The sequence below is a fragment of the Streptomyces naganishii JCM 4654 genome (assembly GCF_014650575.1).
GTDB lineage: Bacteria > Actinomycetota > Actinomycetes > Streptomycetales > Streptomycetaceae > Streptomyces > Streptomyces naganishii.
Genome location: NZ_BMVF01000030.1, coordinates 35,482 through 55,243, shown reverse-complemented (window position 1 = coordinate 55,243; position 19,762 = coordinate 35,482). Strand labels below are relative to the sequence as shown.

Genomic DNA, 19,762 nt, shown 5'->3' with positions numbered 1-19,762 from the left:
CAAGACCGTCCCGGAGTCGAAGATCGTGGAGACCCTGATCGAGGAGGCCATGAAGCTCGCGGAACGCATGGAGTCCGAGGGCGTGGCCTCGGGCGAGCCCGAGGTCTCCGTCGCGGGCTGAGGCGGGACCGACGGCGGCCGGCCGTGACAGCCGGGGACCGGCGTCCGCACCCGGCCCACCACCGGCCGGCCGACCACCGGTCGCGGCGCGGCCCCGGTCCGGCGCGGCCGGGCTGAGCGGTGGCCGGCGGGGCCGTGGCCCCGCCCGGTCGGTCAGCGCTCGTCCTCGTTGTCCGGGGTTTCGCCCAGTACGGCCTCGCGGACGCCACGCGTGGGGTCCTCCACCGGGGGGTTCTCCTGGAGGGAGCCGGGGGCGGCCCGGTTCGGGGCGGCTGGGCTGTACGGGGACTGCGGGGGCGGCGGCGGGCAGCGGTCGTCGGGGGCGCCCGCGCCGGCCGCCGGCAGGCGCAGGGCGAGGAGCGCGACGTCGTCGCCGCTCGGCGCGATGCGCTCCAGCAGCTCGTCGCAGAAGGCGTCCACGGTGGCGGTGGCCATCCGCCGCGCCAGCACGGAGGCGTGGTGGCGCAGTTTGGCCATGCCCAGGTCGATCGGGCGGCCCCGGCTCTCCACCAGGCCGTCGGTGTAGAGCAGCAGGGTGCACTCGGGGGGCAACTCCTCCCGTGTGTCAGGCCAGTTGAGCCCCAGGTGGAGCGTGGCGCTCATGCCGATCAGCGGACCGTGCCCTCCCTCCAGGTACCGCGCCTGTCCCTCCCGGGTCACCAGCAGCGGCGGCGGGTGCCCGGCGTTGACCCACTGCAGCCGCCAAGGGCCGCCCTCCGGACCCTCGATGCGGGCGAAGACGAGGGTGGCCATCGGCGCGTCACTGGTGTTGGTCACCGCCTCGTCCAGCCGGCGCACGATCAGGCTGGGCGGCTCCCGGTGGTCCCAGGCCAGCGCGCGCAGCATGTTGCGCACCTCCGCCATGTGCGCGGCGGCCTGGAGATCGTGGCCGACCACGTCCCCGATCACCAGGGCCATCACCCCGTCGGAGAGCAGGAAGGCGTCGTACCAGTCGCCGCCGATCTCCATCGTGCTCTGCGCGGGCAGATAGCGCGCGGCCATCCGCAGGTGGTCGACCTGCGGCAGCGGCGCGAGCAACTGGCGCTGCATGGTCTCGGCTACATTGCGCTGCTCGGCGTAGAGCCGGGAGTTGTCCATCACCAGGGCCGCCCGCCGGCCGATGTCGGACAGCAGCCGGACCTCGGCGAGCGCGGGCGCGGGGGAGTCGCCGGCGCGGGCCAGGGTGAGCATGCCGTACTGGTGCCCGCGGGCGCGCAGCGGGACCACGATCGCCGAGTGGCCGCCGAGCCGGTCGAACAGCGCCCGGTGGGTGGCGGCGAACGGGGCGTCCGCGTCCCGCAGCCCGGCCGGGGTCAGCACCACGGGCTCACCGGAGTCGGCGGCCCGGCCCAGCGCCGAACGGGCCTTCTCCGGCAGCGGCGGCAGCGGTCCCTCCAGCCGCCTCGCCCGCCGGCGGTGCGCGTGACCGCGTACGGCGATCCGCTCCGGGGACCCCGAGCGCCAGCCGAACAGGTCCACCGCGGCCCAGTCGCCCAGCGCCGGGACCAGCAGCCCGAGCAGCCTGCGCAGCCGGCCGGTGGTGTCCCAGGTGGACATCAGCACCGTGGAGACGTTCGCCAGCAGGTTCAGCCGGTCGGTCAGGGCCTCCAGGGCCGCGGTGTGCGCCGCCGCCCGCGCCTCCGCGTCCCGGTGCAGGCTGAAGTCGCTGAAGACGACCACCAGCCCGGCCCGCCGGCCGCCGAGGACCAGCCCAGTGGTCGACCAGATGATGGGCACGAGCGTGCCGTCGGCCCGCAGGAAGTACTCCTCGCTGCCCTCCCCGGGGTCCCGGCTGTCGTGCAGGGGGGCCTGCATCGTGCACTTCTCGCGCGGCACCTGAGCGCCGTCCGCCCCTCGGTGCAGCAGATCGTGCGCGTCGCGGCCGAGCATCCCGGCCTCGGTGCGGCCCAGCAGCCGCAGCGCCCAGGGATTGACGTAGGTGATCAGCCCGTCGGTGTCGAGGGCGAGGACACCGGCGCCGAGGTCGCGCAGCACGGCGTACGGGAGGTCCGACTCCACCGCGATCACCGCTCTCCCGAAACCCTCGACGCTGGGTACCACACCATTCTGTCCGGTTTGTCCTGCGCGCTCTCCCCCAGTGCACCGTGGCGCCCCCGCCGGACGTCCCATGTCCCCGCTACGAGCCGGGTGCCCGGGAGGCTTTCGGGGGCCTCCCCGGGGGGCGGCGCCGCTCAGATTCGGCGGGTACAGTGCGGAGACCAGCCAAACCCCCAGCGTGAAGGCCCCCGCACGTGTTGACGCAGACCACCTCACGGGTGCTCGAACCGAGTGACCTCGACGCCGCGCTCGCGGTCCTCGACCGCGAGCCCGTCGCGAACGCCTTCGTGACGTCCCGCGTACAGGTCGCCGGGCTCGACCCGTGGCGGCTCGGCGGCGAGATGTGGGGCTGGTACGAGGCCGGAATGCTCACCTCGCTGTGCTACGCGGGCGCCAACCTCGTGCCGATCTGCGCCGGCCCGCGCGCCGTGCGCGCCTTCGCCGACCGGGCGCGCCGGGCCGGCCGCCGCTGCTCCTCCATCGTCGGCCCCGCCGACTCCACGGCCCAGCTGTGGCGGCTGCTGGAGCCCAGCTGGGGCCCTGCCCGCGAGGTCCGCGCCCACCAGCCCCTCATGGTCACCGACCGCCTGTCCGCCGACATCACCCCCGACCCCTACGTCCGCCGCATCCGCAAGGACGAGATGGAGACGATCCTGCCGGCCTGCGTGGCGATGTTCACCGAGGAGGTCGGCGTCTCCCCGCTGGCCGGCGACGGCGGCCTGCTCTACCAGGCCCGGGTCGCCGAACTCGTCGGCTCCGGCCGCTCCTTCGCCCGCCTCGACGAGCACGGCAAGGTGATGTTCAAGGCCGAGATCGGCGCGGCCACCGACCGGGCCTGCCAGATCCAGGGCGTGTGGGTCGCCCCCGAGTACCGCGGCCGCGGCCTGGCCGCCCCCGGGATGGCGGCGGTGCTGCGCTACGCGCTCGCCGACGTGGCTCCCGTCGCGAGCCTGTACGTCAACGACTTCAACACCCCGGCCCGCCGGACCTACCGGAGGGTGGGCTTCCAGGAGGTCGGCGCGTTCATGAGCGTGCTGTTCTGAGGCCGCTGCGAGCCGGGTAGTCTCCCCGGCATGCCCCACATCCCCGGTCACGCACCCCGCCGTACCGACGACGTCGTGATCGGCCCCCTCGACCTGCCCGCCCGCGTCGACGAGGCGCTCGCCGTGCAGGCCCTGGCCTTCGGCCTCGGCGCCGACGAGGTCGCCGTGCGCCGGCAGATCGTGCTGCGCCACATGACGTACCCGGGCGCCCGCGCGCTCGGCGCCACAACCTCCGAGGGCCGTCTGGTCGGCTTCGTCTACGGCATGCCCAACGACCGCACCCACTGGTGGTCCACCGTCGTCGAGCCCTACCTGCGCGCCCGCGGCCACGACGACTGGCTCGACGGCTCCTTCGTGATCACCGAGCTGCACGTGCACCCCCGCCACCAGAACCGCGGCATCGGGCGCGCCCTGATCACCTCCATCACCGACGGCGCCGCCGAGCCCCGCTCGATCCTCTCCGCGATCGACACCGACAGCCCCGCCCGCGGCCTCTACCACTCCCTCGGGTACGAGGATCTGGCCCGCCAGGTGCTCTTCCCGAGCGCCCCGATGCCGTACGCCGTGATGGGCGCCCCGCTGCCGCTGCGCAGGCGTTGACCGATTTCCCGAGCCGCAGCCCGCCCGGCTAACCTCCTTGCCATCACCCGATCCGGCAGGAGTACGAGAACCATGGCCAACGCACCGGTCCAGCGCATGTCCCACTTGCTGGCCAAGACGCTGCGCGACGACCCCGCCGACGCCGAGGTCCTCAGCCACAAGCTGCTGGTCCGCGCCGGATACGTCCGCCGCACCGCCGCGGGCATCTGGAGCTGGCTGCCGCTGGGCAGGAAGGTCCTCTCCAACGTCGAGCGCGTCGTCCGCGAGGAGATGGACGCCATCGGCGCCCAGGAGGTGCTGCTGCCGGCGCTGCTGCCCCGCGAGCCCTACGAGGCGACGGGCCGCTGGGACGAGTACGGCGGCGAGCTGTTCCGCCTCAAGGACCGCAAGGGCGGCGACTACCTCCTCGGCCCCACCCACGAGGAGATCTTCACCCTGCTGGTGAAGGACCAGGCGTCCTCCTACAAGGACCTGCCGGTGATCCTGTACCAGATCCAGTCCAAGTACCGCGACGAGGCCCGCCCCCGCGCCGGCATCCTGCGTGGCCGCGAGTTCCTGATGAAGGACTCCTACTCCTTCGACCTCAGCGACGAGGGCCTCGCCGAGTCCTACGCCCTGCACCGCCAGGCCTACCAGCGCATCTTCGAGCGCCTCGGCCTCGACTACCGCATCTGCGCGGCGACCGCGGGCGCGATGGGCGGCTCGAAGTCGGAGGAGTTCCTCGCCCCGGCCGAGGCCGGCGAGGACACCTTCGCCGACTGCCCCCACTGCGACTTCGCCGCCAACACCGAGGCGATCACGTACGAGCTGAAGCCGGTGGACGGCTCCGGCGTGCCCGCGGCCGAGGAGATCCCGACCCCGGACACCCCCACCATCGAGACCCTGGCCGCCTCCCTGGGCGTGCCCGCCTCGGCCACCCTGAAGAACCTCCTCGTGAAGGTGGACGGCGAGATCGTCGCCGTGGGCGTGCCCGGCGACCGCGAGGTCGACATGGGGAAGGTGGAGGCCCACTTCGCGCCGGCGCTCGTCGAGATGGTCACCGAGGCGGACTTCGCCGGCCGCCCGGACCTGGTACGCGGCTACGTCGGCCCGCAGGGCCTGGACAAGGTGACGTACATCGCCGACCCGCGCGTGGCGCCGGGCACGGCGTGGATCACCGGCGCCAACAAGGAGCACACGCACGCCAGGAACGTCGTCGCCGGCCGCGACTTCGAGGCCGACGCGTACGTCGACGTCGTGGTCGTCCAGGAGGGCGACCCCTGCCCCAAGTGCGGCACCGGCCTGAAGCTGGACCGCGCCATCGAGATCGGCCACATCTTCCAGCTGGGCCGCAAGTACACCGACGCCCTCAAGCTCGACGTGCTCGGCCAGAACGGCAAGCCGGTCCGCGTCACCATGGGCTCCTACGGCATCGGCGTCTCCCGAGCGGTCGCGGCCCTGGCCGAGCAGCACGCCGACGACAAGGGCCTGGTGTGGTCCAAGGAGGTCGCCCCGGCCGACGTCCACGTGGTCGCCGCCGGCAAGGCCCTGCAGACCGAGCTGGCGCTCGAGCTCTCCCAGCGGCTGGCCGACGCCGGCGTCCGCGTCCTGGTCGACGACCGGGCCGGCGTCTCCCCGGGCGTGAAGTTCACCGACGCGGAGCTCATCGGCGTCCCCGAGATCCTCGTCGTCGGCCGCCGCGCGGCCGAGGGCGTCGTCGAGCTGAAGAACCGCCGCACCGGCGAGCGCGAGGAGATCACCACGGACGAGGCGCTGTCCCGCCTCACGGCGTAAGGGTCCGGCGGGCCCGGCGGGAGGTCAGAGCCAGGTGGCGAACTCCAGGAGGAGTTCGGCGTCCCGGGGACGGCCCACCCGCAGGGCCCGCAGGCCCGATTCCGCGGCGCGGAACAGGGTCCAGCCGCGCAGCCGTTCCTGGTCCACCTCCAGGGACTCCGCGAGGCGTTTGACGCGGCGGCGGGTGACGGCCGGCCCGGACGGGGAGGCGATCAGGTCCTCCACGCGGTCGCGGACCAGCCGCGCCAGGTCGAAGGCCGGATCGCCCACCACCGGGTCGGGCCCCACGGCCAGCCACGGCACGCGGTCGCCGGCCAGCACCTTGCTCTGCCGGAACGTGCCGTGCAGCAGCCGCGGCTCGGGCGGCGCGGCCAGCAGCTCCTCGCGCGCCGTGAGCGCGGCCCGCGCCAGCGGCGCCACCTCCGCGTCGGCGTCCGCGCCCGCCCGCATCGCCTCCGCCTGCCGCCCCGTGCGCTCGGCGACCGTCTCGAAGGGGTACGAGTCCGGCGGCTCGACCCACAGCCTGCGCAGTGTCCCCGCCGCCTCCAGCAGCGCCCGCGCCTCCGGCAGCGACCGCACCGACACGTCGGGGTGCAGACGCTCCAGCAGCAGCACGCCCTCGGGGGTCTCCGGCTCAAGCAGCTGTACGGCGCCTCGCCCGCCCCAGTGCGCGAGCGCGGCCCGCTCGCTGCCCGGCCGTGCCCTCGGCGGGGCGAGCTTCAGCACGGCGGGCGTGCCGTCCGCCGTACGCACCAGCACCACCAGGCTGCTGCGCCCGCCGGGCACCTGCACCCGCTCGACGGTCAGCGCGTACGACTGGACCGCCTCCCGCTCCAGTCCGGGCAGCCTCTCCAGCCAGTCGTCGCCGTCCGGTGCCGTCTCACCGAGTGCCCGCACCAAGCGCCGCGGCGGTTCGAAAGCCATGCGCGAGTCCGTTCCTTCCTGGTCCTCCTGGACGCGGTTGCGATGTCGCCGTACGCGGTGTGCCCGACCTCCCTGGTGCTCCGGGTGCCGCCCTTCTCAGGCCGTGGGCGCCGGGGACGGCGAGCCCGTCGCCGCCTCCGCCCGCTCGGCGAGACCAGGGAAGGCTACGCTCTCGCCGCTCCAGCGCACCGCCCGGACCGCCGCCTCCCGCAGCGCTGCCGCCGCCTCGGTCCGCCGCCCGCCCCCGGTGGCCCGCACCAGGTCCGAGTAGACCCCGGCCACGCGGTCCTCCAGCAGGGCCGCGAACCGCACCGCCGCCGCGGAGTCCGGCACCGGGAACGGCAGCGCGTAGGCGGCCGCCGCGGCCACCGGTCGCTCGCCGAGGCCCCGCACCTCGCGCGCGAGGGCGTCCCGGCGCGCCCGGTGTGCGTCGTACGCCGCCCGGGCCTCCGCGCGCCGCACCTCGCCGACGCGGCCGCCGACGACCCCGTAGCCGTAGACCGCCGCGTGCTCCGCCGCGAGCGCGGCCTGGAGCGCCTTCAGCCGCTGTTCCGCCGTCCCGCTCATCGACCGCCCTCCGTCAGCAGGTACGCGTGCGCGGCCCCGGCCGCCGCCACGGAGGCCAGCAACCGCGCCAGCTCCCCCGGCACCTGTTCCAGCACCGCCGCCCGCCGATCGGCCAACGCCCGCTCGGCGGCGGCCAGTTCGGCCAGGGCGTCCTTGGCCTTGCGGGGCACGGCTCCAGTAGAGGAACCCCCGTTTGCCACCCCGGCGCCCGCGCCCGCGGGCGTACCGAGCCCGCTCCCGGGGGAGCCCGGCGCCGAGCCCGGACCGGATCCAGGGGGCGAGCCGGCCGGCGATGCCTCGGAGCCCGCCCGGGCTCGCGAGGGTTCCGCGTCCGGCGAGGCCGTGCCGGCCGGCGCCGTCGTCCCGCCGAACGCCTTCGCGTGGGCCGCGACCTGCGCCCGCAGCGGGCGGAGCCGCTCGGCGAGGTCGGGATGGGCGGCGGCCACCGCGTCGTAGCGCCGCGCCAGCGCCTGGCTGTCGCCGGCCGCCGCCGCGCGCACCCGGTCGGCGGGCGACGGGCCGCCGCCCGTGCCGCCGGAGTCCTCGGATCCTGCGGAGCAGCCCGCGAGCAGGGCGGCCCCCGCGGCCGAGGCGAGCAGGCTCCTTCTGCGCGGCCCTGCGAGGGCCCGCGTGAATGGGGGGTACGGCACGGCAGACGTCCTCGGGTGCGTACGAACGATGCGGGAGGGGCGACTCGCCCGTGATCACGGTACCCGCGCACCCCACGGGCACCACTCAGCGGCACCACCCCTGGCCAGGTGGACGGCAACACCCCCCGGGACCGGATACCCTTTGACCAGACACGCGACCCATCCCACAACAGCACACGCGGCCGAGGAGTCACCCGGATGAGCACCACCCAGAGCGAGAGGCTGCGGGAGATCCTGGAACCGCTCGTCGCCTCCCAGGGACTGGACCTCGAAGAGATCGCCGTGGACGCGGTCGGCCGCAAGCGGGTGCTGCGCGTCGTCGTCGACTCCGACACCGGAGCGGACCTGGACCGGATCGCCGATGTGAGCCGCGCGCTCTCGGCGAGGCTCGACGAGACCGACGCGATGGGCGAGGGCGAGTACACCCTCGAGGTCGGCACCCCCGGCGCGGAGCGCCTCCTCACCCAGCACCGGCACTACGTGCGCGCCACGGGCCGGCTGGTGAAGTTCCAGCTGGCCGAGGGCGACGAGCTGGTGGCCAGGATCACCGGCGTCGACGACGAGGGCCTGGACCTGGAAGTGCCCGGGGTCAAGGGCCGCAGGGCGACCACCCGCAGGATCGGCTTCCCGGACGTCGTCAGGGCGCGCGTGCAGGTCGAGTTCAGCCGCAAGGACAAGAAGGAAGAGGAGGCGTAGCCGTGGACATCGACATGAGCGCCCTGCGGGGTCTGGTCCGGGAGAAGGAGATCTCCTTCGACCTGCTGGTCGAGGCGATCGAGTCGGCCCTCCTCATCGCCTACCACCGCACCGAGGGAAGCCGCCGCCACGCGCGCGTGGAGCTCAACCGGGAGACCGGGCACGTGACCGTGTGGGCGAAGGAGGACCCCGAGGACCTCGAGGAGGGCCAGGAGCCCCGCGAGTTCGACGACACCCCCTCCGGCTTCGGCCGCATCGCCGCCACCACCGCCAAGCAGGTCATCCTGCAGCGGCTGCGCGACGCCGAGGACGACGCGACGCTCGGCGAGTACGCCGGCCGCGAGGGCGACATCGTCACCGGCGTCGTCCAGCAGGGCCGCGACCCGAAGAACGTGCTCGTCGACATCGGCAGGCTCGAGGCCATCCTGCCGGTGCAGGAGCAGGTGCCGGGGGAGACCTACCCGCACGGCATGCGGCTGCGGTCGTACGTCGTCAGGGTGGCGAAGGGCGTACGCGGTCCGTCCGTGACCCTGTCGCGCACCCACCCCAACCTGGTGAAGAAGCTGTTCGCGCTGGAGGTCCCGGAGATCGCGGACGGGTCCGTGGAGATCGCCGCCATCGCCCGCGAGGCCGGTCACCGCACCAAGATCGCCGTGCGTTCCACCCGTTCGGGCCTGAACGCCAAGGGCGCCTGCATCGGCCCCATGGGCGGCCGGGTGCGCAACGTCATGGGCGAGCTGAACGGCGAGAAGATCGACATCGTCGACTGGTCGGACGACCCGGCCGAGATGGTGGCCAACGCGCTCTCGCCGGCCCGCGTCTCCAAGGTCGAGGTGGTGGACATGGCCACCCGTTCGGCCCGCGTGACCGTTCCCGACTACCAGCTGTCCCTCGCCATCGGCAAGGAGGGCCAGAACGCCCGCCTCGCCGCCCGGCTCACCGGCTGGCGCATCGACATCCGCCCGGACACCGAGCAGGCCGCCGCCGGCGCGGGGGAATAGATCCAGGCCGCGCACCGCTGAGATCACGACAGCTTTGCGCGGCAACTGTTCGAATCCTGCCCCAAAGGGGTGAGGTGCGTACGGGGAGGTAGACTTAAGGGTGTCTGGCCGGACGCAGGCCCGCGCATGCCCTGAACGCACCTGTGTGGGGTGCCGGGAGCGAGCGGCCAAGACGGATCTGCTGCGGATCGTGGCGATCAAGGACGCGTGCGTCCCTGATCCTCGCGGTACGCTGCCCGGCCGGGGTGCGTACGTACACCCCGCCCTGGTCTGTCTCGACCAGGCGGTGCGCCGCCGGGCGTTCACGCGGGCGTTGCGCGCCCCGGGAGCGCTCGACACAAAGGCGTTGCGCCAGTACGTCGAGCGGACAACAGTTGCCGAGCAGGCAACACGGTAAGGAAGACGTGTCGCGCGGAAACCCCGTGCGGCCTGGTACCTCGCGAGTCGAAAGCAGGTCGAGATTGCGATGAGCACTCGATGAGTACGCGATGAGTACGCCCATGAACTAGCGACGGTCCGGCCGCAACCCGGACCTCAAAGGAGCGAAGTGGCTAAGGTCCGGGTATACGAACTCGCCAAGGAGTTCGGTGTGGAGAGCAAGGTCGTCATGGCCAAGCTCCAGGAACTCGGTGAATTCGTCCGATCGGCATCCTCGACGATCGAGGCGCCCGTAGTACGCAAACTGACTGACGCCTTCCAGCAGGGCAACGGCAGCGGCAGGTCCGCCAAGCCGGGTGCCCCGAAGAAGGCCGCCCCCAGGCCCGCCGCGCCGTCGCCGGCGCAGGGCCAGGGTCCCTCCCGCGCCGCCAAGGCGCCGGGAGAGCGTCCGGCTGCCCCCAGGCCGCCGGCCGCGCCCAGGCCCGCCGCCGCGGCCCAGCAGGCCGCGGCTCCCACCGCGCCGGCCGCCGGCCCGCGTCCGGTGCCGGGCCCCAAGCCCGCGCCGCGTCCGGCCCCGGCCGCGCCCACCACCCCGGAGTTCACCGCTCCGCCGTCCGCCCCGGCTCCGTCCCCGGCGGCCGGCCAGGGTCCGCGCCCCGGCGCGCGTCCCGGTGCCCCCAAGCCCGGTGGCAGCCGTCCCGGTGGTGGCCAGGGCCAGGCCCGTCCGGGCCAGGGCGCCCCGCGCCCCGGTGGCCAGGCCGCCCGTCCGGGCGCCCGTCCGGCCGGTCCGCGTCCGGGCAACAACCCGTTCACCTCCGGTGGCTCCACCGGCATGGCGCGCCCGCAGGCGCCCCGTCCGCAGGGCTCCCGTCCCGGCGGTCCCGGTGCCCCCGGCGCCGGTCCGCGTCCGCAGGGCCCCGGCGGCCAGGGCGGCGGTCCGCGTCCCCAGGCTCCGGGCGGCGCCCGCCCGACCCCGGGTTCGATGCCCCGTCCGCAGGGCGGTCCGCGTCCCGGCCCGGCCGGCCCGCGTCCGAACCCCGGCATGATGCCGCAGCGTCCCGCTGCCGGCCCGCGTCCCGGCCCCGGCGGCCGCGGTCCGGGCGGTGCGGGTCGTCCCGGCGGCGCCGGCCGTCCCGGTGGCGGCGGCGGCTTCGCCGGCCGTCCCGGCGGTGGCGGTGGCGGCGGTCGTCCGGGTGGCGGCGGCGGTTTCGCCGGCCGTCCCGGTGGCGGCGGTCCCGGCGGTGGCTTCGGCGGCGGCGGTGGCCGTCCCGGCTTCGGCGGCCGTCCCGGCGGTCCCGGTGGCCGCGGTGGCACGCAGGGCGCCTTCGGCCGTCCGGGTGGTCCCGCGCGGCGTGGCCGCAAGTCGAAGCGGCAGCGCCGTCAGGAGTACGAGGCCATGCAGGCCCCGAGCGTCGGCGGCGTGATGCTGCCGCGCGGCAACGGCGAGACCATCCGTCTCTCCCGCGGCGCGTCGCTCACGGACTTCGCGGAGAAGATCAACGCCAACCCGGCCTCCCTCGTCGCGGTCATGATGAACCTGGGCGAGATGGTCACGGCCACGCAGTCCGTCTCCGACGAGACGCTGCAGCTCCTCGCCGGCGAGATGAACTACACGGTTCAGATCGTCAGCCCGGAGGAGGAGGACCGCGAGCTGCTCGAGTCCTTCGACATCGAGTTCGGCGAGGACGAGGGCGACGAGGAGGACCTGGTGGTCCGCCCGCCGGTCGTCACCGTCATGGGTCACGTCGACCACGGCAAGACCCGGCTGCTCGACGCCATCCGCAAGACCAACGTCATCGCGGGCGAGGCCGGCGGCATCACCCAGCACATCGGTGCCTACCAGGTCACGACCGAGGTCAACGGCGACGACCGCGCCATCACCTTCATCGACACCCCGGGTCACGAGGCGTTCACCGCCATGCGTGCCCGCGGTGCGAAGTCGACGGACATCGCGATCCTCGTCGTCGCGGCCAACGACGGCGTCATGCCGCAGACGGTCGAGGCGCTGAACCACGCCAAGGCGGCCGACGTGCCGATCGTGGTCGCGGTCAACAAGATCGACGTCGAGGGCGCCGACCCGACCAAGGTGCGCGGTCAGCTGACCGAGTACGGCCTGGTGGCCGAGGAGTACGGCGGCGACACCATGTTCGTCGACATCTCCGCCAAGCAGGGTCTGCACATCGACAGCCTCCTCGAGGCGGTCATCCTCACCGCGGACGCGGCGCTCGACCTGCGTGCGAACCCCAACCAGGACGCACAGGGCATCGCGATCGAGTCCCGCCTGGACCGCGGCCGTGGCGCCGTGTCCACGGTCCTCGTCCAGCGAGGCACGCTCCGCGTGGGCGACACCATGGTCGTCGGCGACGCCTACGGGCGCGTCCGCGCCATGCTCGACGACAACGGCAACAACGTCGCCGAGGCCGGCCCGTCGACGCCGGTCCAGGTCCTGGGCCTGACCAACGTCCCGGGTGCGGGTGACAACTTCCTCGTGGTCGAGGAGGACCGTACGGCCCGCCAGATCGCGGAGAAGCGCGCCGCCCGCGAGCGCAACGCCGCGTTCGCCAAGCGCACGCGCCGCGTGTCGCTGGAGGACCTGGACAAGGTGCTGAAGGCCGGCGAGGTCCAGCAGCTGAACCTGATCATCAAGGGTGACGCTTCTGGTTCGGTCGAGGCGCTGGAGTCCTCCCTGCTCCAGCTGGACGTCGGCGAAGAGGTCGACATCCGCGTCCTGCACCGCGGCGTCGGTGCGGTCACGGAGTCCGACATCGACCTGGCCATGGGCTCCGACGCCATCGTCATCGGCTTCAACGTCCGCGCCGCCGGACGTGCCCAGCAGATGGCGGAGCGCGAGGGCGTGGACGTCCGGTACTACTCGGTCATCTACCAGGCGATCGAGGAGATCGAGGCGGCCCTCAAGGGCATGCTCAAGCCGGAGTTCGAGGAGGTCGAGCTCGGTACGGCGGAGATCCGCGAGGTCTTCAAGTCGTCCAAGCTGGGCAACATCGCGGGTGTTCTCATCCGCTCCGGCGAGGTCCGCAGGAACGCCAAGGCGCGCCTGCTGCGCGACGGCAAGGTCGTCGCGGAGAACCTCACGATCGAGGGCCTGCGTCGCTTCAAGGACGACGTCACCGAGATCCGCGAAGGGTTCGAGGGCGGTATCAACCTCGGCAACTTCAACGACATCAAGGTCGACGACGTCATCGCGACGTACGAGCTCCGCGAGAAGCCGCGGGCGTAACGGCACCGAGGCACCACCGGCCGGCGGAACTCGTTCCGCCGGCCGGTGGCCGCTGCGGCCGTGCACCCACGGGGCCCTTGCGGGCGGGGCCGGGGCGAAGCCCTCGCACCCGAAACCCCGTCGAGCCTCCGGCAGGATCGCGGTACCGTTCTTGATGTCCCTGCCCGCACCGAAGGGCAGGACCATCGACCCCGCACCGGCGGGCAACCCGGCACACACATGTACGTGGGGACTCTGTCCTTCGACCTCCTCCTCGGCGACGTCCACTCGCTGAAGGAGAAGCGTTCCGTCGTCCGCCCGATAGTCGCCGAGCTCCAGCGCACGTACGCGGTGAGCGCGGCGGAGGTGGACCACATGAACCTCCACCGACGGGCCCTGATCGGCCTCGCCGCGGTCTCCGGCGACGCGGCGCACCTGAGCGACGTGCTGGACCGCTGCGAGCGACTGGTCGCCGGCCGCCCCGAGGTGGAGCTGCTGTCCGTCAGACGCCGTTTCCACGGCGAGGACGACTAGACGGCGGGCACCCAGACAGCCGGCAAGACAGAAGCAACCCCCCAGAAGAACAGAACGGGAGACGGACCAGTGGCCGACAACGCGCGGGCGAAAAGGCTGGCGGACCTCATCCGAGAGGTGGTGGCCCAGAAGCTGCAGCGCGGGATCAAGGACCCGCGGCTCGGTTCCCACGTCACCATCACGGACACCCGGGTCACGGGCGACCTGCGGGAGGCGACCGTCTTCTACACGGTCTACGGCGACGAGGAGGAGCGGAACGCCGCGGCCGCCGGCCTGGAGAGCGCCAAGGGCATCCTGCGCTCCGAGGTCGGGCGTGCGGCTGGCGTGAAGTTCACGCCCACCCTCACCTTCGTGGCGGACGCCCTGCCCGACACCGCCCGGACCATCGAGGACCTCCTCGACAAGGCGCGCCAGTCCGACGCCAAGGTGCGGGAGGCGTCCGCGGGCGCCTCGTACGCCGGCGGCGCGGACCCGTACCGCAAGCCGGATGCCGAGGACGAGGCCGACGAGACGGACGACACCGCCGAATGACCAGCAAGCCCACCCCGCCCGACGGCCTCGTCATCGTCGACAAGCCGTCGGGCTTCACTTCGCACGACGTCGTGGCCAAGATGCGCGGCATCGCGAGGACACGCCGCGTCGGCCACGCCGGCACCCTCGACCCCATGGCGACCGGCGTCCTCGTCCTGGGCGTCGAGAAGGCCACCAAGCTCCTCGGCCACCTCGCGCTGACCGAGAAGGAGTACCTCGGCACCGTCCGGCTGGGCCAGACCACGCTCACCGACGACGCCGAGGGCGAGATCACCTCCTCCACCGACGCCTCCAGGGTCACCCGGGACGCCGTCGACGCCGCCATCGCCAAGCTGACCGGCGACATCATGCAGGTGCCGTCCAAGGTCAGCGCCATCAAGATCAACGGCGTACGGTCCTACAAGCGCGCCCGCGAGGGCGAGGAGTTCGAGATCCCGGCCCGGCCGGTCACCGTGTCGTCCTTCGCGGTCCACGACATCCGCGAGGCCGTCGCCGACGACGGCACCCCCGTGCTCGACCTGGTCGTCTCGGTGGCGTGCTCCTCCGGCACCTACATCCGCGCCCTGGCGCGCGACCTGGGCGCCGACCTCGGCGTGGGCGGTCACCTCACGGCGCTGCGCCGCACCCGGGTCGGCCCGTACAAGCTCGACGGGGCCAGGACGCTGGACCAGCTCCAGAAGGAGCTGACCGTGATGCCGATCGCTCAGGCCGCCTCCGCCGCGTTCCCCCGCTGGGACGTCGACGCCCGCCGCGCCCGGCTGCTGACCAACGGCGTACGGCTGGAGATGCCCGAGGAGTACGCGGGCGCCGGTCCCGTCGCGGTCTTCGACCCCGAGGGGCGCTTCCTGGCCCTGGTCGAGGAGCACCGGGGCAAGGCCAAGAGCGTGGCCGTCTTCGGCTGAGCACCGCACCTGCCCGTGGAGCGGCGGACACGGACACGGGGTCCTCCACAGCCGCCGCTCCACGGTCCCCCCTCGGTTCCCCCACCCCTAGGGTGTATCCACCGGCTCCCGCCTATTCACCCGACCGTGCGGGCGCTCGGAGTGAACGGAGGGAGTGCAGGGGGGCGCGTTCGCCGCGCGATCTTCCCCGCTGATCATCCGCCGCCTACCGTCGGGACGAGGAACGGCAGTACGGCGCGGAGGTTCAAGCATGGCGGAACGGCCCCCGCGAGCAACCGGGAACTCCGCCGGCCCCGGGCGAGGCGGCACGGACCCCGGTACGCCCGTCCGCCCGGACCCGCACGCCACCCCCGCCCCCGCCACCGCGCCGGACGCGCTCCCGGGCGCCACCGCCCCCGGCGGCGGCTCCGCCGCACTCCCGGCCGCCGGCCCCGCCACCGGTCGGCACGCGCTGCGGACGGCTCGGGGTGCGCGCTCCGCGCGTCCGGCGCAGGCCGCGCGTGCCGGGCTGGCGGGGCGGGCAGGGCAGGCGGGGCGCGGTGGTGAGGCGGAGCCGGTCGCCGAGGCCCCTTGGCGGGTCGCCGCCGAGGCCCGGGACCGGGTGCTGGACCGGTCCCTCGTGTGCGTGCGGGACCTCGCCGGGCGGCCGCGCGGTCTCGGCTTCGCCGCCGACCACGACGGCACGGTGATCACCAGTCACGAGGCCGTCGACGGCCTCTCCCGCCTCGTGCTGCACCTGCCCGGCGGCGAGGAGCGCTCCTGCCTGGTGACCGACGGCGCGGTGACGCCGCTGCCCGGACTCGACCTGGCCCTGGTGCGCACCGAGGGCCTGGACGCCGAGCCCCTGCCCATCACCGTGCGGGACGGCGTGGAGACGGGGACGTACGTCCGTATCGCCGCCGGCGGCTGGCGTGAGGCGCGCGTACTCGGCGCCGCCTCGGTGACGTACACCGCCACGGACCGCTTCCACCTGGTCGGGAACGCGCTGGAACTGGCCATCGGCACGGCCGGCCGCGACGCGCTGCGGCCGGGCGGCGGTGCGGCCGGGGGACCGGTGCTCGACGGGACGACCGGTGCGGTGGTCGCCGTCCTCGGCACCGCGCTCCAGTCCGGCCACCGCGACGCCGGCTTCGCGGTACCGCTGCCTCCGCACTCCCTCGGCGTCATCCCCGCCGGGGGTGCTTCTGCCGGTGACGTCTCTGCGGGGGGTGACTGTAGGTGGGGTGCTTCTGCCGGTGATGTTTCTGCGGGGGGTGCCTCCGCGTGGGTCACCTCCCCGGGGGACGCCTCTGCCGGGACCGCCTCCGCGTGGGGTGCTTCTGCCCGTGATGTCTCCGCGGGGGGCGCCTGCGGGTGGGGTGCTTCTGCGGGGGGCGCCTCCCCGGGTGACGCCTCTGCCGGGGCCTCCGCGTGGCGCGGTCCCGCCGGTGACGTCTCCGCGCGGGGCGTTTCCGCCGGTGACGTCCCCGCGGGGGTCACCTACGCGGGCGTCACCCCCGGCGGGGCCACCCCCGGCGGGGTTGCCCCCGCCGAGGACGACTCCGTTGGCCGGGCCGCCCTCGCCGCGGTGCTCGCGCGTAACGCGGCCACCGTGCCCGCCTACGGCGCCGACCTCAATCTGGCCGCCGTACTCGAACTCACCGCCACCTCCCTCGCCCAGGACGGTCCCCCCGGCGCCCTGCCGCCGCACCCCTCCCACCCCCTGACCGGCCTGCTCGCCGGCCGCCCGACCGTGCACGGCGAAGGAGCCTTCACCCCGGACTCCCCGGCCCCCTCCCGGTGGCCGGCCCCGCAGTGGGCGAGGCGGGCGGAACACGCCCCGGCGGCCGCCACCACCCCGGCCACACACGCGACGCCCCCGTCCTGCCCGTCCGGCCTCACCCTGACCTCCGTCGAACGGTCGGCCCCCGCAAGGGACTTGGCCGAGTTCGAGCACGGTCCGGCCCTGGTGCTCGGAGTCGTCGGAGCGCCGGGCAGCGGCCGTACGACCGAGCTCGCCGCCCTGGCCGCCCGGCGGGCCCGCGGGGACGCTCCCGCGCCCACCCTGTGGCTGCGCGGCGCCGACCTGGACGGCGGCGACGCCTGCGTCGCGGACGCGGTGGGCCGGGCGCTGGACCGCGCCGCCCGGATCGTCGCGGCGTCCCGCGCGCCCCTGTCCACCGAGCTCGGCGACCTCACCCCGGAGCGCGTCGCCCGCCTCGCCCGCGCCCACGGCCGCCCCCTCCTGCTGCTGCTCGACGGCCCCGAGGAGATGCCCCCGGACCTGGCCCACCGCCTGGCCGACTGGACCGAGGGGACCGCGCGCTGGCTGCGGAGCACGGGCACACGACTGGTGGTCGCCTGCCGCGAGGAGTACTGGGAGGAGGCGGGCGCCCGCTTCCCCTCCGGCCTCCTGCACACCCCGGCCGCGACCGCACCCGCGAGCGGCGCCCGGGGCCACCACGTCCCGCCGTGCCTGCGCCTCGGCGACCTCACCCCGCGGGAGGCCCGCGAGGCGCGTTCGGCGTTCGGCGTCCCGGACGGCGTACTGGTCGAGGCCGACGCCCGCCACCCGCTCACCCTCCGCCTCCTGGCGGAGGTGCGCGCGGCCCTGCCCGACCCCGCCGGGCTGCCCGTCCTCGACCGCGACGACGTGCTCGCCGCCCACCTCGACCTCATGTGCCTGCGCGTCGCGGTCCGCCTCGCCGCCGAGAACGGCCTGCGCGGCACGGCGGTACGGCGGCTGGCCGCGAAGGTGAGCGGCCAGGTCCACGAGGCCGCCCGCCGCAGCCTGAGCCCCGGCGGGGGCGAACTCGACCGCGCGGCCTTCGAGGAGCTATTCCCGTGGGGGCCCGCCCCCGCCCGCCTCGGCGGCGGCACCGGCTGGGCGTCCGCCGTCCTCACCGAGGGCCTGCTCGTCCCGGCCGGCGGCGGCTACCGCTTCGCGCACGAGGAACTCGCCGACTGGATCCAGGGCATCCACCTCGACCTGGACGAGGCCCTGCGCGTCCTGGTCCACCGCCGCCGCGTCCCCGGCGAGCCGGACCGCCCGCTGCCCGTCCCGCACCACCGCATCGGACCGGTCGTGCAGGCCCTGCTCCTCCTCGCCCGCCAGCACGGCACACGCCGACTGGCCGTACGGCTGGAGGAGTTGGTGTGCGCGCTGGACAGCGACCCGCACTCCTGGTGGGCCTCGCGGCTGCTCGCCGCCGTACTGCTGCGCGTGCCGGACGCGACACCGTACGCGGGCGTGCTGCGGCTGCTCGCCGAGCGCATCGTGGCCTGGAAGGAGTGCGGGCTGCCCGTGCCGGACGGTTTCGGACCCGGCTTCTGGACCGCGCTGCACCTGACGGCCGCCGACCGCTGCGACCTGCTCCGCCGCCTCCTCCTCGCCGACCCCGCCCCGCCGTCCTCCTCCACCGCCGCAGCACCGGCGGCGCCCGGCGCCCCGCCCCCCGCCCCTCACTCACCCCGTTACCTCGACGCCGCGGCCCAGCTCCTCGCCGCCGACCCCGCCGCCGTACTGCCGCACCTCACCCGCTGGTTCGACGACGAGCGGCCGCTGCCCGCCGCGCCGCACGCCACCGTGGCCACCGCCGCGCAGGCCCTGCTCCACACCCACCGCCACCGCGCCCTGGACGACCTCACCGAGACCCTCCTCGACCGCGCGCACCCCCGCGCCGACGAACTGCTCGCCGTGCTCGCCGAGGAGGAGCCGTCCGCCCTGTGCCGGGCCGTCGACCGCTGGGCCCACGACGAACGCCCCGACCGGCGGGCCGCCGCCGTCACCCACGCCCTGCGCACGGCGCCCCACGCCCGCGCCGAGGCCGACCGGATGCTGCTGCGCCAGGCGGCGCTCACCCTGCTCGCCCGCCCCGCCGACGCCGCCCTGCACGGCGGCGCGCTCGCCCTGCTCCTGCGGGATCCCGAGGCCCGCGCCCACCATCTGCCGCAGGCGCTGCGGCACTTCGCGCAGGGCGACCCCTATCTGCCGTCGGCCGCCCTGGCCCCGGCGCTCGCCACGCATCCGGAGGCGGTGCTCACCGCGTTCGGTGAGCGGCTGGGCCGGGGAGGCGACGCGGGTGAGGCACTCGGCGCCCTCGCCGCCGTCACCACGCCCGTGCTCGCCCGCCGGGTCGCCGCCCCGCTGCGCGAGGCGGTGGTGCGCCGGCCGGAGACGGCGGGGGCGGTGGCGGCGTACGTCGGGCGGAGGCTGGAGCACGATACCGCCGCACGGACGGTACTGTTCCCGCTGGTCACCGGCCTTCTGGACGGTGGTCCGGAGCCGCTGCGGGCGGCGCTCGGCGCGGTGCTCGCCGGGCCCGGCGCGCCCGCCTCCCGGCCGCTGCGGCGCGAACTCCTCGACTACCTGCTGGCCCACGAGGACGACCCGGCCGTACTGGACGCGGTGCTGCGCGGCGCGGCGGCCGGCGCCGAGGAGGACCTGCGCGACCTCGTCCACCGCGTCGGCCTCCTCCTGGTCCGCACCCCGCAGGGCGCGGCCGTCTTCGACCGGGGCCTGGTCGAGCTGGGCCGGCACGTCCCCGGCTTCGCCGCGCGCACGGCTGGCTGGCTGGCCGAGTCCCCGCAGGACTGGGCGGCCGTCGTGGGCCCCAGCGCCCGCCGCATGCTGGAGAACCTGGCGGGCGTACGCGTCCCCGTGTGAGCCGGCGTACGCGCCCCTGTACGGCCGTACGGGCCGGGCCGCGCGGCGGGAGTGCGCCGGATCACAGGCACCATGCCGATGCGGGCCGGGCGCGCGCGGCATGGCACCCTTAGACCTGCGGCA

The 19,762-nt window shown here is 74.9% G+C and carries 15 protein-coding genes and 1 pseudogene; 12 read left to right on the top strand and 4 right to left on the bottom strand.

Annotated elements, in window-relative coordinates:
- Positions 1–121 (top strand): annotated as a pseudogene (locus IE217_RS33090) (flavodoxin-dependent (E)-4-hydroxy-3-methylbut-2-enyl-diphosphate synthase); the annotation flags it as partial.
- A gap of 152 nt (positions 122–273) precedes the next feature.
- On the opposite strand, the gene IE217_RS33085 reads toward IE217_RS33090, so the two are convergent.
- A complete protein-coding gene (locus IE217_RS33085) occupies positions 274–2,139 on the bottom strand; it encodes a SpoIIE family protein phosphatase (RefSeq protein ID WP_373298188.1) in 1,866 nt (621 codons plus the stop codon).
- 233 nt (positions 2,140–2,372) lie between these two features.
- On the opposite strand from IE217_RS33085, the gene IE217_RS33080 reads away from it, so the two are divergent.
- The 3 genes from IE217_RS33080 to IE217_RS33070 all read left to right on the top strand — a co-directional run bounded on the left by IE217_RS33080 (position 2,373) and on the right by IE217_RS33070 (position 5,594).
- The gene (locus tag IE217_RS33080) at positions 2,373–3,221 is read left to right on the top strand and encodes a GNAT family N-acetyltransferase (protein WP_190181647.1); all 849 of its coding nucleotides are present in this window, start codon (positions 2,373–2,375) and stop codon (positions 3,219–3,221) included.
- A gap of 30 nt (positions 3,222–3,251) precedes the next feature.
- A complete protein-coding gene (locus IE217_RS33075; protein ID WP_190181646.1) occupies positions 3,252–3,821 on the top strand; it encodes a GNAT family N-acetyltransferase in 570 nt (189 codons plus the stop codon).
- Positions 3,822–3,893: 72 nt separating this feature from the next.
- Positions 3,894–5,594 (top strand): proline--tRNA ligase, encoded by a 1,701-nt coding sequence (locus tag IE217_RS33070; RefSeq protein ID WP_190181645.1) that lies wholly within the window; start codon positions 3,894–3,896, stop codon positions 5,592–5,594.
- Between the two features lie 24 nt (positions 5,595–5,618).
- On the opposite strand, the gene IE217_RS33065 is transcribed toward IE217_RS33070, so the two are convergent.
- The 3 genes from IE217_RS33065 to IE217_RS33055 form a co-directional block, all read right to left on the bottom strand.
- Positions 5,619–6,518, bottom strand: coding sequence for an aminoglycoside phosphotransferase family protein (locus IE217_RS33065; protein WP_190181644.1), 900 nt, complete (start codon positions 6,516–6,518; stop codon positions 5,619–5,621).
- 96 nt (positions 6,519–6,614) lie between these two features.
- Positions 6,615–7,085, bottom strand: coding sequence for a DUF4439 domain-containing protein (locus tag IE217_RS33060; protein ID WP_190181643.1), 471 nt, complete (start codon positions 7,083–7,085; stop codon positions 6,615–6,617).
- Positions 7,082–7,735 carry a hypothetical protein gene (locus IE217_RS33055; RefSeq protein WP_190181642.1) on the bottom strand — a complete coding sequence of 218 codons (654 nt, stop codon included), beginning with the start codon at positions 7,733–7,735 and terminating at the stop codon, positions 7,082–7,084. The genes IE217_RS33060 and IE217_RS33055 overlap by 4 nt, the downstream gene beginning before the upstream one ends.
- Before the next feature lie 198 nt (positions 7,736–7,933).
- On the opposite strand from IE217_RS33055, the gene rimP reads away from it, so the two are divergent.
- The 8 genes from rimP to IE217_RS33015 all read left to right on the top strand — a co-directional run bounded on the left by rimP (position 7,934) and on the right by IE217_RS33015 (position 19,639).
- Positions 7,934–8,431, top strand: a complete 498-nt coding sequence (gene rimP, locus IE217_RS33050; RefSeq protein WP_190181641.1) for a ribosome maturation factor RimP — start codon at positions 7,934–7,936, stop codon at positions 8,429–8,431.
- Positions 8,432–8,433: 2 nt separating this feature from the next.
- The gene (gene nusA, locus IE217_RS33045) at positions 8,434–9,432 is read left to right on the top strand and encodes a transcription termination factor NusA (RefSeq protein ID WP_190181640.1); all 999 of its coding nucleotides are present in this window, start codon (positions 8,434–8,436) and stop codon (positions 9,430–9,432) included.
- 100 nt (positions 9,433–9,532) lie between these two features.
- Positions 9,533–9,829 carry a YlxR family protein gene (locus tag IE217_RS33040; RefSeq protein WP_190181639.1) on the top strand — a complete coding sequence of 99 codons (297 nt, stop codon included), beginning with the start codon at positions 9,533–9,535 and terminating at the stop codon, positions 9,827–9,829.
- 150 nt (positions 9,830–9,979) lie between these two features.
- Positions 9,980–13,048 (top strand): translation initiation factor IF-2, encoded by a 3,069-nt coding sequence (gene infB / locus IE217_RS33035; protein ID WP_190181638.1) that lies wholly within the window; start codon positions 9,980–9,982, stop codon positions 13,046–13,048.
- Between the two features lie 219 nt (positions 13,049–13,267).
- On the top strand, positions 13,268–13,561 hold the full coding sequence (locus tag IE217_RS33030; protein ID WP_190181637.1) for a DUF503 domain-containing protein: 294 nt from the start codon (positions 13,268–13,270) through the stop codon (positions 13,559–13,561).
- A 69-nt stretch (positions 13,562–13,630) separates the two neighbouring features.
- Complete coding sequence (gene rbfA, locus IE217_RS33025) at positions 13,631–14,092, top strand: 30S ribosome-binding factor RbfA (RefSeq protein ID WP_190181636.1); 462 nt, start codon at positions 13,631–13,633, stop codon at positions 14,090–14,092.
- Entirely contained in the window at positions 14,089–14,994 is a 906-nt protein-coding gene (gene truB, locus IE217_RS33020; protein WP_190181635.1) for a tRNA pseudouridine(55) synthase TruB, read from the top strand. The genes rbfA and truB overlap by 4 nt, the downstream gene beginning before the upstream one ends.
- 250 nt (positions 14,995–15,244) lie before the next feature.
- Positions 15,245–19,639, top strand: a complete 4,395-nt coding sequence (locus tag IE217_RS33015; RefSeq protein ID WP_229865818.1) for a serine protease — start codon at positions 15,245–15,247, stop codon at positions 19,637–19,639.
- Positions 19,640–19,762 lie beyond the last annotated feature (123 nt).

Excerpts from the sequence above, each read along its gene's own strand:
- IE217_RS33075 (WP_190181646.1), top strand. The coding sequence starts at position 3,252 with ATGCCCCACATCCCCGGTCACGCACCCCGCCGTACCGACGACGTCGTG.
- IE217_RS33070 (WP_190181645.1), top strand. The coding sequence starts at position 3,894 with ATGGCCAACGCACCGGTCCAGCGCATGTCCCACTTGCTGGCCAAGACG.
- IE217_RS33065 (WP_190181644.1), bottom strand. The coding sequence starts at position 6,518 with ATGGCTTTCGAACCGCCGCGGCGCTTGGTGCGGGCACTCGGTGAGACG.
- IE217_RS33060 (WP_190181643.1), bottom strand. The coding sequence starts at position 7,085 with ATGAGCGGGACGGCGGAACAGCGGCTGAAGGCGCTCCAGGCCGCGCTC.
- rimP (WP_190181641.1), top strand. The coding sequence starts at position 7,934 with ATGAGCACCACCCAGAGCGAGAGGCTGCGGGAGATCCTGGAACCGCTC.
- IE217_RS33030 (WP_190181637.1), top strand. The coding sequence starts at position 13,268 with ATGTACGTGGGGACTCTGTCCTTCGACCTCCTCCTCGGCGACGTCCAC.
- truB (WP_190181635.1), top strand. The coding sequence starts at position 14,089 with ATGACCAGCAAGCCCACCCCGCCCGACGGCCTCGTCATCGTCGACAAG.
- IE217_RS33015 (WP_229865818.1), top strand. The coding sequence starts at position 15,245 with ATGGCGGAACGGCCCCCGCGAGCAACCGGGAACTCCGCCGGCCCCGGG.